This window comes from Agrobacterium tumefaciens, from assembly GCF_031801495.1.
Lineage (GTDB): Bacteria > Pseudomonadota > Alphaproteobacteria > Rhizobiales > Rhizobiaceae > Agrobacterium > Agrobacterium tumefaciens_K.
The window spans coordinates 1,280,999-1,296,891 of sequence record NZ_JAOEGC010000001.1 but is presented as its reverse complement, the minus strand read 5'-3'; the positions used below and the strand labels follow the sequence as shown (position 1 = coordinate 1,296,891).

General features: G+C 58.1%; 12 protein-coding genes. 8 read left to right on the top strand and 4 right to left on the bottom strand.

Features of this window, described 5'->3' with window-relative positions:
- Window positions 1–18: 18 nt before the first annotated feature.
- From fhuB to N7578_RS06005, 3 genes are read right to left on the bottom strand one after another with little or no spacing between them, the layout of a single operon-like run.
- Window positions 19–1,986 (bottom strand): Fe(3+)-hydroxamate ABC transporter permease FhuB, encoded by a 1,968-nt coding sequence (gene fhuB / locus N7578_RS06015; protein ID WP_311109378.1) that lies wholly within the window; start codon window positions 1,984–1,986, stop codon window positions 19–21.
- Window positions 1,983–2,885, bottom strand: a complete 903-nt coding sequence (locus N7578_RS06010) for an iron-siderophore ABC transporter substrate-binding protein (protein ID WP_311109377.1) — start codon at window positions 2,883–2,885, stop codon at window positions 1,983–1,985. Before N7578_RS06010 ends, fhuB begins: the two co-directional genes overlap by 4 nt.
- A gap of 28 nt (window positions 2,886–2,913) precedes the next feature.
- The gene (locus tag N7578_RS06005) at window positions 2,914–5,049 is read right to left on the bottom strand and encodes a TonB-dependent siderophore receptor (RefSeq protein ID WP_311109376.1); all 2,136 of its coding nucleotides are present in this window, start codon (window positions 5,047–5,049) and stop codon (window positions 2,914–2,916) included.
- Between the two features lie 183 nt (window positions 5,050–5,232).
- On the opposite strand from N7578_RS06005, the gene N7578_RS06000 reads away from it, so the two are divergent.
- From N7578_RS06000 to N7578_RS05985, 4 genes are all read left to right on the top strand, one after another.
- Window positions 5,233–6,144: a LysR family transcriptional regulator gene (locus N7578_RS06000; protein ID WP_422646670.1), complete on the top strand. Its 912-nt coding sequence runs from the start codon at window positions 5,233–5,235 to the stop codon at window positions 6,142–6,144.
- A 180-nt stretch (window positions 6,145–6,324) separates the two neighbouring features.
- Window positions 6,325–7,992, top strand: a complete 1,668-nt coding sequence (locus tag N7578_RS05995; RefSeq protein ID WP_311109374.1) for a phosphoethanolamine--lipid A transferase — start codon at window positions 6,325–6,327, stop codon at window positions 7,990–7,992.
- A 66-nt stretch (window positions 7,993–8,058) separates the two neighbouring features.
- On the top strand, window positions 8,059–8,712 hold the full coding sequence (locus N7578_RS05990) for a response regulator transcription factor (protein WP_311109373.1): 654 nt from the start codon (window positions 8,059–8,061) through the stop codon (window positions 8,710–8,712).
- Window positions 8,713–8,718: 6 nt separating this feature from the next.
- Complete coding sequence (locus tag N7578_RS05985; RefSeq protein ID WP_311109372.1) at window positions 8,719–10,053, top strand: HAMP domain-containing sensor histidine kinase; 1,335 nt, start codon at window positions 8,719–8,721, stop codon at window positions 10,051–10,053.
- Between the two features lie 62 nt (window positions 10,054–10,115).
- On the opposite strand, the gene N7578_RS05980 is transcribed toward N7578_RS05985, so the two are convergent.
- Window positions 10,116–11,420 (bottom strand): MFS transporter, encoded by a 1,305-nt coding sequence (locus N7578_RS05980; RefSeq protein ID WP_311110066.1) that lies wholly within the window; start codon window positions 11,418–11,420, stop codon window positions 10,116–10,118.
- A gap of 245 nt (window positions 11,421–11,665) precedes the next feature.
- On the opposite strand from N7578_RS05980, the gene N7578_RS05975 reads away from it, so the two are divergent.
- The 4 genes from N7578_RS05975 (at window position 11,666) to iolG (ending at window position 15,848) form a co-directional block, all read left to right on the top strand.
- Window positions 11,666–12,784 (top strand): RHE_PE00001 family protein, encoded by a 1,119-nt coding sequence (locus N7578_RS05975; protein WP_311109371.1) that lies wholly within the window; start codon window positions 11,666–11,668, stop codon window positions 12,782–12,784.
- A gap of 227 nt (window positions 12,785–13,011) precedes the next feature.
- Complete coding sequence (locus tag N7578_RS05970; RefSeq protein WP_311109370.1) at window positions 13,012–13,242, top strand: helix-turn-helix domain-containing protein; 231 nt, start codon at window positions 13,012–13,014, stop codon at window positions 13,240–13,242.
- A 219-nt stretch (window positions 13,243–13,461) separates the two neighbouring features.
- Window positions 13,462–14,724: an adenylate/guanylate cyclase domain-containing protein gene (locus N7578_RS05965; protein WP_311109369.1), complete on the top strand. Its 1,263-nt coding sequence runs from the start codon at window positions 13,462–13,464 to the stop codon at window positions 14,722–14,724.
- 131 nt (window positions 14,725–14,855) lie between these two features.
- On the top strand, window positions 14,856–15,848 hold the full coding sequence (gene iolG / locus N7578_RS05960; protein WP_311109368.1) for an inositol 2-dehydrogenase: 993 nt from the start codon (window positions 14,856–14,858) through the stop codon (window positions 15,846–15,848).
- The last annotated feature ends 45 nt before the right edge of the window (window positions 15,849–15,893 follow it).

Below are 15,893 nucleotides of genomic sequence, written 5' to 3'. Positions count from 1 at the left end.
CGTGTATCGTTCCAGGCATCATTGCCGCCGGCCCGCCAGCCATATCAGGTAAGGCGCACCGGCAAGCGAGGCAAACAGGCCCAGTGGCAACTCGTAAGGAAAGGTAATCGTTCTCGCACCAAGGTCAGACAGCACCATCAGCGTTGCGCCGAACAGGAACGATGCCAGCAGATGATGACGCGGTGTAACGAAACCGGCCCGCAGCGCGATATGCGGCGCCATCAGACCGACGAAACTCAAGGGACCGACCAGCAGCGAGGCGGCTGTCGTGGCGATGCCTGCAACGGCAACGATACCTGCCCGCGCAGCGACAAGCGGCACTCCCAAAGATTGTGGTACAGCCTGACCAAGCGGCAGGATCGCCAGCCATCGCGTCACGAAAAGAGAGGCGACAAGCATAATGCAGGAGAGCGAGACAAGTAAGATCGCCGACGTGGGCGTTGCCGTTGATCCAGAACCGCTGAGCCAGGCGAGAATCTGCCAGGCCCGCTGGTCGCCGATGGATAGAAAAGCCGACAGGACCGCAGAGCAAAGCGAACTGATGGCCACACCGGCAAGCAGGATCTTTTCGGGTGTCAGATAACGACGCGCTGCAAAGAAAAGGACGAGGATCATGACCAGCGCCGATCCCATGCCCGCGCCCACGAAAAGCTCGAGCAGACCGGCGGCAGGGAACACGGTAAGGGTCGCGGCAAAGCCGAGGCCCGCGCCACCGCTGACCCCCAGCACCTCGGGGCTTGCCATGGGATTGCCCGTCAGGCGTTGCAGCAATGCCCCAGCCATCGCCAGAAGACCACCTGCGGAAAATGCGGCAAGCAGCCTTGGCCAGCGAAATGGCAGCAGGCTGGGCAGATCGGCAACGCTCAGCACCATCCAGCCCCCCGGCCCCTTGCCGACCGCCAGCCCTGCAAATACGAGAATGACGAGCACGCCCAAAAGCGGAAGCAGCGCGGCAAGTTCGCGCCTTGCGACAGGTGCGGAGTTGTCGCCGCGATGGACTTCCGTGGGCCGTAATTTCGGCAGTAGCCACAAGAGTAGCGGCCCACCGATCAACGCCGTTACCGCACCGGTCGGAAAGGTTTCTGATGTCGCCGTGGCAACAAACTGCACGAGGCCATCACAGAACCACAGGAGCAATCCACCGACCAGAGGCGAGATAATCAGCACAGTAGACGAACGCCGGACACCAAGAGCGCGCGTTATGGCGGGCGCCGCAAGACCGATGAAGCTGACAAGACCGACAGCGGAAGAGACGAATGCCGCAAGCACGACCGCCAGCGCCCCCACAGCCAACCGCACCGAGAAAAGCGAGACGCCAAGCGAACTCGCAGCAGCATCCCCAAGCCCGAGCAGAGTCAGCGGCCGTATCAGCAGAAATGTCAGGGCTATGCCCGCAAGCAGTTGCCAAGACAGCGCCATCGCTGCCGACCAGTCCTGCTGGCTGAGCGCACCGCCATTCCAGACGACGAGCGACATGAGATATTCGCCCTGTGCAAGCGTCAATGCCGCCGAAACAGATGCCGCCGTGATACCGACGAGCAGCCCGGCGATCACCATCGTCACCGGCTCGAAAGACCGGCGCCAGCCGAGAAGAAAGACGATGAGTGCGGCTCCCGCTGCTCCCGCCATCGCGACAAGTGGACGATGACCATCCAGCGCAGATGGGAAGAACAGGGTTGCAACAACGATGGCAAGCTGCGCACCGGCGGAAATACCAAGCGTGGAAGGATCGGCAATCGGGTTGCGAAGTAGTTGCTGGAACAGCGCTCCGGACAACCCGAGCATCGCACCGGCAAGAATAGAAACGGCCACGCGCGGCATGACGCTGAAGGCGAGAATGATCTGATCGAGTGACATCGATGACGGATCAAAAGGCAGCGACGGCCAGAGGCCAAACGGCAGGCGCAGAAGCGCCGCATGCAGGGAGAGAGCGCAGGCCAGCACGAATGCAAAACCACAGAACAGTCTAAGCGAGCGCTCCGTCACAATTCCTCCTGCCGTGTGGTGAGAGCCTCGGTCAAAACTCGCGCAAAGCGCATGCCTGCGGTGATGCCGCCATAGGGATTGATGTTGTCGAGCATCACCACCCGGTTTTCCCTGACAGGCGTCAATGAGCGCCAGATGACACTGTTGCGCAGGCTTTCGCGTGCCTCGACCGGAACATCGGAGACGATGACGATACGTGCCTCGGGCGTTTCAGCAAGGTTCTCGAGAGGAACCGGGGCGGCAAAGGTGAACTGCGAACGATCCCGCCAGGCATTGGGCAACCCCAACCGGGCGAGCACGTCGCCGAACATGCTGTCATCACCGAATGCGCGGAAATGCCGGGCGTCGCCAATGTTGATGATGTATGTCGGCCGCGTGGCAAATGCGGCAAGCCGCTGTCGCATGGCTTCAAGGGAGCGCGCCGTCTCGTCCAGAACCGTCTGCGCCTCGTCCCGCCTGCCAAGTTTTTCTCCAAGGGCGGAGACTGCCGCCAGCGCCTTGGCGAAAGGCGGTTCACCCTTCACGTAGAATGGCAGAGAAAAAACCGGGGCAATCGTTTCGAGCCGCCCGACATAGCGGGTGTAGAACGGGGAAATCAGGATGAGATCCGGTCTTGAAAGATGCAGTAGCTCGAAATTTGGCGCACCGCGCAGGCCCAGATCGATCACCTCATTCGGAATGGACGGCTCCACCGCATCTTTTCTGAACTGGATGAGTTCGGTTGCCGCAACGGGCATCACGCCAAGCGCGACGGATGTTTCCAGCATCGCCCAGTCGATTGCCGCGACACGCGGCATTGCTTCGGCGCGAAGCGGTCTGGCAAAGGCGCAAGCAGCGAGCAAACCCAAGAATTCCCGCCGCCCCCGCCACGAGGACATGTATCGATGCCTGCCTGTCATGTCCCTGTTGCTTTTGCGTGTTGCAGCCTTACCAGCGATAGGTCAGCTTGCCCATAACGGTCCTTCCGTCACCGTAATAGCATCCGAAAGTGGAGCAACTAGAAATATATTCTTTATCAGTCAAGTTTTGTACGAGCAGCGAGGCGCGATAGCCGTTCTTCTCGTAATGGACCCCGACATCCAGCAATGCCAGCCCCTTCATCTCGAAGGCGTTGGCAGCATCGCCGTAACGCTGACCGATATAGCGGACACCACCACCTATGCCTAATCCGTCAAGGGCGGTATCTTCCGCGAAGGTATAATCAAGCCAGAGGCTTGCCGCATGGCGCGGCGCATTGTCCAGTTCCTTGCCATCGTTCAGGCGGCCGGAAATCTCGGTGTCCATGTAAGTGTAGGCTGCGCGCAGATCGAGGCCGTCGGCAAGTGTCGCCACGCCTTCAAGTTCCACGCCCTTCACATGCGCCTGATCCATCTGCTGCGTGACGCCACCCACCGTTGTCGTCACGTTTTTCTGCTTCAGATCGTAAACCGCGGCCGAGAAGAAACCATCCCATCCCTCGGGCTGATACTTGATACCCGCTTCCCACTGTTCACCGGTCGTCGGCTTCGGCGCTTCGCCCACAGCCGGTTGCGGCACCGGCTCGAAGGAGGTCGCATAGCTGACATAAGGCGCGATGCCGCCATCGAAAAGATAGCTGACACCGACGCGGCCCGTCAGTTTGTGATCGTCCTTGTCGAGCGCGCGATAGGTCGTTCCGTTGAACGTCGTGCCGCTGGTGCTTGCCCAGTCCTGCCGCAGACCGGCCGTCACGCGCCAGTTATCGATGGCCATTTCGTCCTGAACGTAGAGGCCGACCTGAGAGATATCGGTTTTGACGTCCGCATAGGTGGTGCGTGAGGTCAGGCTTATGGGACCGCCGTAAACCGGGTTGACCGGATCGAGCGGCGTCGCCGCCCAGAACTCGGTCTTCACATTGTTGTCGAAGTACCGGTAGTCCAGACCGAGCAACAAAGTGTGGTCAACCGGGCCGGTCGAAAAATCGGCCTGCAGGCTGTTATCGATGTTGAAGGTGTTCAGAAGCTCGTCCTGGAATGTCGCATTGCGGCGGATGAGGCTGCCAATCATGCCGCTGCCCAGCGAGGACATTCCGAGCGCCCGGTAGGACCAGTCGAAGTTGGAGTAACGCGCATTCTGCCGGAACGTGAAGGTATCGTCGAAACGATGTTCGAACTCGTAGCCGATGTTGGTGAACTTGCGGCTCGACGTATCGAAAGACGGATCACCGACATAAAAACTGCGGTCCAGCATGTTGCCGGGACGCAGATAGGTCAACGCCGGCGGCAGGCCTGACGGGGAGCTGGGATTATCATGCTGATAAGCGCCGAGGACTGTCAGCTTGGTATCTTCATCGGGCTGCCACGTGATTGCGGGTGCGATGAAATAACGGTCGTTCTGGAGATTGTCCGTCTGGGCATGGGCATTGCGCGCCACGCCGGTCAGACGATAGGCGATGGTGTCGCTATCCGCCACCGGGCCGCCAATATCGAACATGGACTGATAGTATTCGAAGCTGCCGACCTGCGCGCCCACTTCGCCAAAACGCTCGAATGTAGGTCGCTTGCTGATGAGATTGATGAGTCCACCAGGGTTGCCCTGTCCATAAAGCACCGAAGCAGGTCCACGAATGACCTCGACGCGTTCAAGACCATAAACCTCATAGGCCGGTGCTCCGGCGGTGCGCATCAGGCGAAGACCATTGAGGAACTGCAACTGGTTGCCGGCAAAACCGCGAATGCGCGGGGCGTCAAAGCGAGGATCAGCACCAGCAGGCTGCGCAACGACACCAGGAACGTAGTTCAGCGCTTCGCTGAGATTGCGGACATTCTGGGCATCCATCTGGTCCTTGGTGATGACGGAAACGGATTGCGGAGTTTCAACCAGTGAACGCCCGGTCTTTGTTGCGCTGGCGCTGGTTTTGGCAACGTAACCCTTGACGGGCGCCTTCGGATCCTGCGCCTTGCCGTTACCTTCGACGGTGATCGTCTGCAGCACTGTCGAACCCGAATCCTCTGCGACGGCGATACCGGTCGATAGCCCCACACAGAGAACCGCAAGAGCGCAACTGCCAGCCAGCGCGGAAATATGTTTCGACCTTGCCTTCACTCTCGGACCCTCATCGCCTGCGCCGTCGTGAGACGGATATTTTTCTGGACTATTTAAGTCATCTTATTACGCAAGGTGCGGATTATGATCCAATAAGCCGATTCCAGTTTTTTCATCACTATTGATTATGAAAATCACCACAGATAATAGTTTGGAATTATTCTCATCTTAGAACGAGCGGTGATGAACAAACGGCAAAAAACCAGAGCGGAAACGTTCGAACTCAGGCATCTGCGTTATTTCACCGCGCTGGTGGATGAACGCAATTTCGAGCGCGCCGCGGCAAAACTTGGCATCGCCCAGCCGGGACTGAGCCAGCAGATCATGAACCTCGAAGAAATCGTCGGTATGCCTCTGCTCAATCGCAAGCGCCGCTCCGTGCAGTTGACCACACCGGGACAGCTTCTCTACGAAGATGCGAAGAAGATCCTCGCGAATGCCGATGCGACACTTGCCGCCCTCAAACGGGTCGATCGCGGCGAAACCGGCCGTATTTCCATCGGCTATGTTGCCTCCGCAGCCTATTCCGGTCTGCTGATCCAGTCGATTGCGAGTTTTCGTGCCTCTCACCCCGATGTGGAGCTGCAACTCATCGAAATGGAAATGCGGCTGCAGCTTTCCAAGATCGCCGATGGCAATCTGGACTTCGCCTTCATTCGCCCGCCAGCACCTATACCGGAAGGCGTGGCAAGCCATGTCATTCTGCGAGAACCGCTGATGGCGGCGCTGCCGGAGAACCACCCTTTTGCCTTCGCCCGTCAGGTGGATCTGAAAAACCTGTCGCACGAGACGTTCATCACGCCACGCCAGCCGCCCGACGTCGGTTTCCACTACAATACGATTGAAGCCTGCAACGAAGCCGGTTTTCAGCCGATCATCAGCCCCGAAGGGCGTGATTACACCACGATCGCCAGCATGGTTTCCATCGGTCTCGGCATTGCTCTGGTACCGCGATCTCTGGAGTGCCTGCGCCTGCCGGGTGTCCATTACGTGCCGCTTTCGGCGAGCACCACCACTTCGGATCTGGCAATCGCCTATCGTAAGACGGAGGCATCTCCTGCCGTCCGGGCGTTCATCCTTCACAATCGCCAGTAGGAGCGACGCCGAGACTGACGACAACAAGACCGCCCGACGACAGGTCATGTGACACCATCATGACGAAGCTTTCAGGTTGATGTCAGCTAAATCACGCATCCGCCTCTCATCGGCTTATGCAGTCGCTGGTTCATGGGTGTTCTGAACGCCCCCGGCTACCGCAGGCACATGTGAAAACTGGTGGACCTGACATTGGCTCTTTTTACCGTAAAAGCGACAGGAACTGAATCGTATCGTCCGGAAATCGGCAGTGTACCGCTCAGCCTGCTGACGGCAGGCTATCTGCTGTTTTTCACCAACCAGACGTTCTGGTCCAAGATCCACACATATCTCTCCGCCTATCCGGTCGCCATCGTTTCGCTTTATGCCGCCATGGTGGCCTTTCTCGGCGCCCTCATCACGATCTTTTCCGCCAAATATCTGATCAAGCCTTTTCTGATCTTCCTGATTGTCGCAGCCGCCGCAGCCTCTTGGTTCATGGACCGTTACGGCGTCATCGTCGATAGCGACATGATCCGCAACGCCATGGAAACCACCACGGCTGAAGCCAGCAATCTGCTGACACCCGGCCTGTTCTGGCATCTGGCCCTCTACGGGCTGACCCCGTCGCTCCTCATCGCCACCATCAGGGTCAGGCATAGGCCAATCCTCGACAAGCTGCTGTGGAACACCATCAGCATTCTGGCCTGCCTTGCCGTAGCCGGTATCATCAGCTTTGCGAATTCCAAGACATTCACCACGGCCATTCGCCAGCACAAGGATATCGTCAAAAGCGTCAACCCGCTGTCACCAATCATGTCTGCCGTTCACTACGTCACACAGGCGGGCAAGGAGGCCGAAATCCACGTGAGCCCAATCGGACAGGACGCGAAGGTGCTCCCGGCGCTGGGCGGCGTGAACAAACCACGCATCACCGTCATCGTGGCGGGTGAGACTGCGCGCGCGGCAAACTTTTCGCTGAACGGTTACGGACGTGACACCAATCCCGAACTGGAAAAGCGCGACGTCATCTATTTCCCCAATACGACGAGCTGCGGCACAGCGACGGCGATTTCCATTCCCTGCATGTTTTCGAAGTTTCCGCGTTCGAGCTATAGCCACAGCAAGGCTCTCGCCAACGAAAACGTCATGGACGTGCTTACCCATGCGGGCGTGGATGCAAGCTGGCTTGATAACAATACGGGAAGCAAGAACGTTGCCGACCGCATCCCTTACTTCGACCTGCCGTCCACCAACGATGCACGCTTCTGCACCGGCGGCGAATGCCGCGACGATATCTTCTTCGAAAAACTCGACAGCTGGCTCAACAATGTGAGGAAGGATAGCGTTATCGTGCTGCATCAGATGGGCAGCCACGGACCGACCTATCATCTGCGCTATACAGACGATTTTCGGAAGTTCACGCCCGATTGTCGCACTGCCGAGCTTGGCAACTGCACCGACGCTGAAATCGTGAACGCCTACGACAACACGCTTCTCTACACCGATCACTTCCTGTCGACGGTAATAGACAAGCTGAAGGCCCGCTCCGACAGGCTGGCGACGGGCATGATCTATGCGTCGGATCACGGTGAATCGCTCGGCGAAAACGGTGTTTATCTGCATGGAGCGCCCTATCTCCTCGCGCCCGACCAGCAGACCCATGTGCCGTTCCTCGTCTGGTTCGATGACGACTTCGCCAAGTCGATGGGATTGGACAAAGCCTGCCTTTCCAAAATCGCGGCTGAGGGCGGTCGTTCCCATGACAACTATTTCCATAGCATTCTGGGCATGATGAATGTTGCCACCTCCGTCTACGATCCTTCGCTGGACGTCTTCAGCGGCTGCACCACACGCCACACCAGCTGAGCAGACAGAGCTTGACGCTTGTCCCGCGAAAGCGATACGCAAGACAGCGCTATAAAGGGAGCTGTCTTGCGGGTTCTGCTTGTTGAAGACGATCACGTCCTGGGAGAGGCCTTGCGGGATCATGTCGCCGCGGCAGGTCACGCTGTCGACTGGTTCAAGACGCTGGGCGACGCCATGGCGGCGACACTGACCATGACCTATGGCCTCGTTCTCCTGGACATGCGGTTGCCGGACGGCGAAGGCATCTCTCTGCTGAAGGCGCTGCGGGACCGCAACGATGCAACACCGGTCATCATCCTCACGGCGCATGATCAGGTGTCCGACCGTATCGCGGGATTGAATGCGGGGGCGGACGATTATCTCGTCAAACCTTTCGACCTGTACGAACTCTCTGCGCGCATGTTGGCGGTGGCTCGACGCTACGAAGGGCGCTCAGCCCCGGTCATCCGGCTTCCGGGCATCGAAATCGATCAGGTCGGACGCAATATCGTCGTCGACGGAACAGCCCAGACGCTGAGCGCCAGAGAATGGGCGGTTCTGGAGAAACTGGTCGAGCGTCCCGGCGCCGTCATTTCAAAAAACCAGTTGCACGACGCTCTTTACGCATTCGGCGCAGAAATCGAAAGCAACACGGTCGAGGTCTATATCAGCCGTCTGCGCAAGAAAATCGGCCATGATCGCGTCGAGACTGTTCGGGGCGTGGGCTACACCATCAAGTAGGCAAGCATGGCCAGATCCGTCAGCATGACCCGCAAGCTCGTCGTCGCCGTAACAAGCGTCGTCGCCGCATCATGGCTTCTCGCCAGCAGCCTCGGCATCATGGTGATGCAGGACGAATTCGCCGAAATTTTCGATTCTGGCGTGCAGGAAACCGCGGAAAGACTGTTACCGCTTCTGGTTGACGACCTGCGGCAGAACAATACCGCGCCCGCTTCGCAAAAGCTGCAGTCCGTCGAGGGTGCAGAGTATCTGACGTATCAGGTGCGTGACCGGGAAGGACAGGTCGTTCTGCATTCGCATGACAGCTCCACCGAACCTTTCGAGGTGTCGCTCGATCCCGGCTTTTCCGAAACCTCGACGCAGCGCATCTACACGATCGCGACACCGGACGGGAACTATGTGCTTCAGGTTGCCGATGCCTTCGCCAACCGGCGGGAGGCGATACAGGAAGCCGGAACCGCGTTGCTGCTACCCGTTCTCATCCTGATCCCGGCAAGTATCATTGCCGTCGTAGTGGTTGTCAGAAGAACGCTCTACCCTATCCGCACATTGCGTGACGAGATCGGCAGGAAGGATGGCGGCAATCTCGCCCCTCTGGAAACCGAACCGTTGCCCGCCGAGCTCCACCCTATCGCCCGCTCGGTCAACCTCCTGCTCGAGCGGCTTCGATCCGCCATCGAGGCGGAACGCGAATTCACCGCCAACAGCGCCCATGAATTGCGCACACCGATTGCGGGTGCACTGGCTCAGACGCAGAGGCTGCGCGCCGATATCCCGCCAGAACTGTCACCACGCGTCGAGAACATCGAAAAATCGCTCTCCCACCTCAGTCATCTCGCAGAAAAACTTTTGCAGATGTCCCGCGCGGAAGCGAAAATCGGCGTGACCGATACGAGCAGCGACATCATACCGGTTCTGGAACTGGTCGTTGACGACATGAGCCGGTCGGTGCTTGGGACACGGCGTATCCGGTTCAGCAACGATTACGATGGCAGCCTTGCATGCAGGATCGGAGCGGATGCCTTTGGCATCGTCATCCGCAACCTGCTGGAAAACGCGTTGATCCACAGCCCGCCGGAAAGCCCTGTCGACGTTCGTGTACAACAGGACGGAACCATCACCGTGATCAATCCGGCGCCAGTCATGGACGAGGCGCTGCTGCCGAAACTGACCACCCGCTTCACGAGAGGACCGACAGAAGCGGAAGGTTCGGGACTTGGCCTTGCCATCGTCAAGAAACTTGTCGAGCAGAGCGGTGGGGAACTGATGCTCGCCTCACCCGCTACCGGCCGGATAGACGGTTTCGAGGCCCGCGTGGTGTTTCCGGGCGAGGCAATCTGACCAAACAGAAAAGCCCCGCCGGGTTCGGCGGAGCTTCATGTTTTCCGGCAGGTGCAGCAGGATCAATCTTCCTGAATGTGGCTGTGATCGCGTGTATCGCGCATCTTCACATACACGACCAGCGACAGGGCGATCATGATCGTCACGTACCAGAAGAACCAGCCTTCATGACCGATCTGCTTGAACTTCAGGGCGACGAACTCCGCCGTTCCACCGAAAATCGTGTTCGCCAGCGCGTAGGGCAGCGCCACACCGAGGGCGCGGATATGCGCCGGGAACATTTCCGCCTTCACCACCGCATTGATGGAGGTGTATCCGGTCACGATCAGCAGACCCGCAAGCACCAGCGCAAACGCGGTGATCGGGCTGGTGGTCGTCGCCAGCGTGCTGAAGATCAGGTAGGTGAACAGCGTTCCAAGGATACCGAACCCGACCATCAACGGCTTGCGCCCCACCTTGTCGGACAAGGCGCCCGCAATCGGCTGGCACAGCATGAAGACGAACAGGGCGGCGGTCGTGATTTCCGTCGCGCTTTCCTTGCTGAAACCGGAGGTGTTGACCAGGAACTTCTGCAGATAGGTGGTGTAGGCGTAGAAGGCCAGCGTGCCGCCGGACGTCAGCGCCATGACCATCAGCGCTTCTTTCGGATGGTGCCTGAACAGCGCCCACCCGCTGGATTTCGGCTTGCTGGTATCGCCTGCCTTGACGTTCTTGAAGGACTGCGTTTCGGCGAGCCCACGACGAATGTAAAACACCGCAACGGCCAGAATACCGCCGATAAAGAACGGAATACGCCAGCCCCATGCGCTGAGCTGTTCAGGCGTCAGCAGACGTTGCAGGATCAGCAATACCGCGAGCGCCAGCAACTGTCCGGAAATCAGCGTGACATACTGGAAACTGGAGAAAAAGCCGCGACGGGTCTTGCCTGCCATTTCGCTGAGGTAGGTGGCGCTTGCACCATACTCGCCACCGACACTGATACCCTGCAGCAGGCGGGCGAAAACCAGAATTGCCGGAGCCGCGATACCGATCGTTTCATGACCGGGCGTGACCGCGATCAGAAGCGAACCCAGACACATGAGCGTAACCGACAAGGTTAGGCCAGCCTTGCGCCCCTTTCGGTCGGCATAGGTGCCCATGAACCACGCGCCGATCGGGCGCATCAGGAAGCCGACCGCGAAGACGGCAGCAGCGCTTAGCAGTTCGGCGGTCTGGTTGCCCGAGGGAAAGAAGATCGGTGCGAAATAGAGGGTAAAGGCCGAGTAGACGTACCAGTCATACCATTCAACGAGGTTACCCGCCGATCCACCGATAATGGATTTCAAACGGGTTTTCTGATCCGGCGCTGCCGCCGGCTCATTCGACATCATATTCAAGCTAGACTCCGATTCAGTCTCATCTGAAGATTGGAGCGAGCATGGAAGGTGTGATGATTTGTCGCTCCCTGCCGATGCTATACACCCCTGATGCTGCAATGCGCAAGCATATGGTGCGACGCAACATTAGCATCGCATTGAATTTTAAATGCCTTCTTTCAGGCATGAATGTTTGCCGCGATAAAAACCATTGCAACGGAGTTGCCACCTGCATCGCCGTAACTTAAAAAATTTCAATGCTTTACAATATCTCCAACCTGCAGCTTGCAAAACTCGTCACGCCAGCCTCGCGTGCGGGAGAAGCACTTGCACGGCTTGACGAGCGCATCCTGCGGTCGCCACTGAGACAAGGTTTCATCGAGCGACAGGATTTCAGCGACGCGATTTCATCGATGTGGGTCGATGGAGAACTCGTGCATATGGAGGATCTTGTTCTGCACGAAGCGCACATGGATGTGCGCGCTCCAACGCACGAGATGACATCCGCCTACAGGATTTTGCGAACGCGGCGCCTGATCTTTTCGAACATCAAGGGATGGAGCTTTACGCCCGCAGGACTTTCGCGCCTGCGCGGCAGAGCAACGGAGTTGTCAGGAGAAACTGACATCGGGATGCCGATCGCAAATGCGTTCGAGGACACGGACCAGAAGAACGACAGCGAGGACGCACCTTTACAGGATACGTTTTCCGAGCTGGACGCATTGCTCGCTCGCAGCGCCGCAACACTGGACGCCGTAACGGGAGGACGCGATATCCCTGCCGGTCTCCCGGCAAATGAGAGCCATCTACTGATCCGCGATGCCGACTGGGACGAGGAAGAGAGGCTGCGCGAATGGCAGCAGGTCCGCGATGACAGCGCGGACCTTCCAACCGTCCTGCGCGCCGCAATCATGCTCGACGCATGGAGCCGGCTTGAAGTTCTGCAGCGTAGCCCATGGCTCGGAAGATTGCTGAGCGCGGCTTTCCTGCGCGATGGTGGCGTCTCACCGGACCATCTGCCAGCTCTGAGTGCTGGCCTTAGAGCCATTCCACGGGAACGAAGACACGCCAGCAACCAGACTGATCGTATCATAGCGCTGCTGGACAGCTTTTATGAAACCGCCCTTGGCGGCATGAAAGAGCATGACAGACTGATGAACGCCCGCGAAAGGATGCTGCGAAAGCTGGTCGGCAGGCGCTCGAACTCGCGGCTGCCCGCCCTGATCGACCTTGTTGTTGCCCGTCCGGTCGTATCTGCATCGATGATCGTCAAGGAACTCGGAACGACGCCGCAAGGGGCTGTCGGGCTAGCCAATCAGCTGGAACTTCGGGAAGTAACAGGCCGAGGACGGTTCCGCGCCTGGGGAATGCTCTAAGAACGGACATCACCCTTGGACCACCCAGAGTAACCGCCTGAAAAGTTTTCACTATCCGCCGATCACGATTCTTAACAAAATTTAACTATTGCGGAGCAGGTCGAAATGGCTATCTTCCTCGCTGCGTTGCAGCCCAATTTATTCTCCGGCAACGCAGTCGCATTCAACTCCGGCAACCTTTTTCCGCCGGCGACATTTAAGTGTCCATCACGAGGGAGATGCAAATCATGACCATTTCCATTTCACAGCCAGATTCCGATCAGGAAACAAGCGCACCCTTTGCCAGAAAAATTCTGGCGGCAAGAAATCAGGCTGGTTACACGGTCGACCAGCTAGCCATAACCTGCGGCCTCACGACGACGGAAATCCGGGCGCTCGAAGAGGGCTCGGATAGCGATCCACTGCGGATCAAGCGGGTTGCCAATGCCCTGAATATTCCTTTCGAAGCCGTCATCTGATCGCTGCGAAATACGAACATGTTTCACCGCCGCCTGAGAGAATATTCCGGATGGAATATTCTGGCGGCGTTTGAAGCCACGTTCTTGCGAATACGCAAAACTATTTCCGAAGCTCTCTCTTAAAATTTCCGTTCCCCGCCCCACATGACTTGCTTCAAAGGCATATGCCGGAAGCGGTCCGTTCCGCCGGAAAGCATGCCGAACCTCGGGGACTTACCCATGACATTCCGTGAGAACGCACAGGATCTCATCTCTATCCCGCCGGAAAACCTGTGGCCTGCGGAAAAAAACGAGATTCTGGACTGGCTGATCACCGGCACCAAGGATCAACGCTTCATCGACGAAATCTTCCTGACCATGTGTGAAAGACTACGCAACAGCGGAGTTTCCGTCGCGCGGGCCGTTCTCGCCTTTCAGGTCCGCCACCCGCAATGGCTTGGTGCGCGTATACTTTGGACGCCCGGCATTCCATCTGCCGATATCGAGACATACGGTTACGGATCGGAAAACTCACCTGAGTACATCCACAGCCCCATCAGCGAAATCCATCGTGGTGCGGACGAGGTTCGCCAAAGGCTGAACAAAGGCGTGAGAAATGGCGCAGGCTACGCGATATATGACGATCTGATCGCAGATGGCATGACAGACTACTGTGCCTGGCCGATAGAACACACATTTGGAAAGAGGCATGTGGCAAGCTTCGCCAGCGACCGGCCGGGCGGCTTTTCGGAAGCTGAGGTCGCCACGTTGAAAAACCTTATCCCGGCGCTGGCACTCGTAAGCGAAATCCGCATCAAGAACCGCATGGCACGCACGCTGCTGGAAACCTACGTCGGACCACACGCGGGAGAAAAGATTCTCGATGGCGCAACGACGCGCGGGAGCGGCACCACGGTGGGCGCGGCAATTCTGATCTGCGACCTGCGCAATTTCACCCATATCTCCGACCTCTGGCCGCGCGACGACGTGATAGAACTGCTGAACGGTTATTTCGACGCCATGTGCGACCCGATCGAGGAGTTTGGCGGCGAAATCCTGAAGTTCATGGGCGACGGATTGCTGGCAATTTTTCCGCTTAGCAATCCGGAAGCCTGCCATAACCTCCTGAAAGCAATCGAAAAGGCGCAAATCAGCCTGACAGCCCTCAATGAGATCAACCGCCAGAAGGGCCATGAGAGTCTAGGCTATGGTATCGGCGTTCATGTCGGTGATGTCATGTACGGCAATATCGGTTCGAAAACCCGTCTGGATTTCACGGTCATAGGTCCGGCCGTGAACATCGCCTCACGCCTTGAAAGCCTGACCAAGGATACCGGGCGACCGGTACTGTTCTCCAGGGAGTTCGTTCAGACGGCCGGATGCGTCGGAGAACTCGAAAATCTCGGCCCATGGCTTCTTCGCGGGCTCGAGACACCGGTGGAGGTTTACGCGCTTCCCGACCGGCAAGCCGGGGTAAGCCTCCCGACCTCCCTGCAGATTTAAATCTGCTTGACATGCCTCTCCTGTCAATCTAGCAAAATGGAACATATATTCCATATTGCTAGATTGGAAATTCTACATTCTGCCTTTCAGGGAGTGAAGGGTGGCCATATGGAAGAGTAACGGGAGGAATGATGGTTACGAAGTTGGCACTTCTCGGCGCTGGCCGAATCGGCAAGGTTCACGCCAAGGCAATCGCGACGGACAGCCGAGCGAAGCTGGTTGCCGTGGTCGACGCGATGGAAAATGCCGCAAAGGCAATCGCGCAGGAGACCGGATGCGTGGTCAGCACCATAGAGGATGTGCTTGCGGACAAGGATATCGACGCGGTCATCATCTGCACGCCAACCAACACGCATGCCGACCTGATCGAACGGTTCGCCCGTGCGGGCAAGGCCATTTTCTGCGAAAAGCCCGTTGATCTCGATGTCGCGCGCGCGGAAGCCTGTGCGAAAGTCGTTCGGGAAACCGGGGCGAAGGTGATGCTCGGTTTCAACCGGCGTTTCGACCCGCATTTTCAGGCTGTTCACAAAGCCATCGGCGATGGCCGCATCGGCAAGGTGGAAATGGTTACGATCACCAGCCGCGATCCCGGCCCGCCGCCCGGCGAATACATCAAGGTTTCCGGCGGCATTTTCCGCGACATGACGATCCATGATTTCGACATGGCGCGCTTCCTGCTGGGTGAAGAGATAAGCGGCGTGTTCGCAACCGGCTCCGTTCTCGTGAACCCGGAAATCGGCGCGCTGGGCGATTTCGACAGCGCCAGCATCATCCTGACCACAGAAAGCGGCAAACAGGCGGTCATTTCCAACTCTCGACGCGCCACCTATGGCTATGACCAGCGTATCGAGGTGCACGGCTCGCTCGGTTCGGCTGCAGCAGAGAACCAGCGTCCCGTCTCCATCGAGATTGCCAATGCCGAAGGCTACACCCGCCCGCCGCTGCACGACTTCTTCATGACGCGCTATACGGCGGCTTATGCGGCGGAAATTGCCGCCTTCATCGACTGCATCGAAAACAACATGGCCCCGTCCCCATCGATCACCGATGGCCTGCTTGCCCTCAAACTCGCGGATGCCGCCCTCAAATCGGCAACGACCAAGACGGCTATCGCCATCGGCTGACCAAGGTAGATGTTTGGGAGAGACGAATAAAAGGCCGGGCGCTGA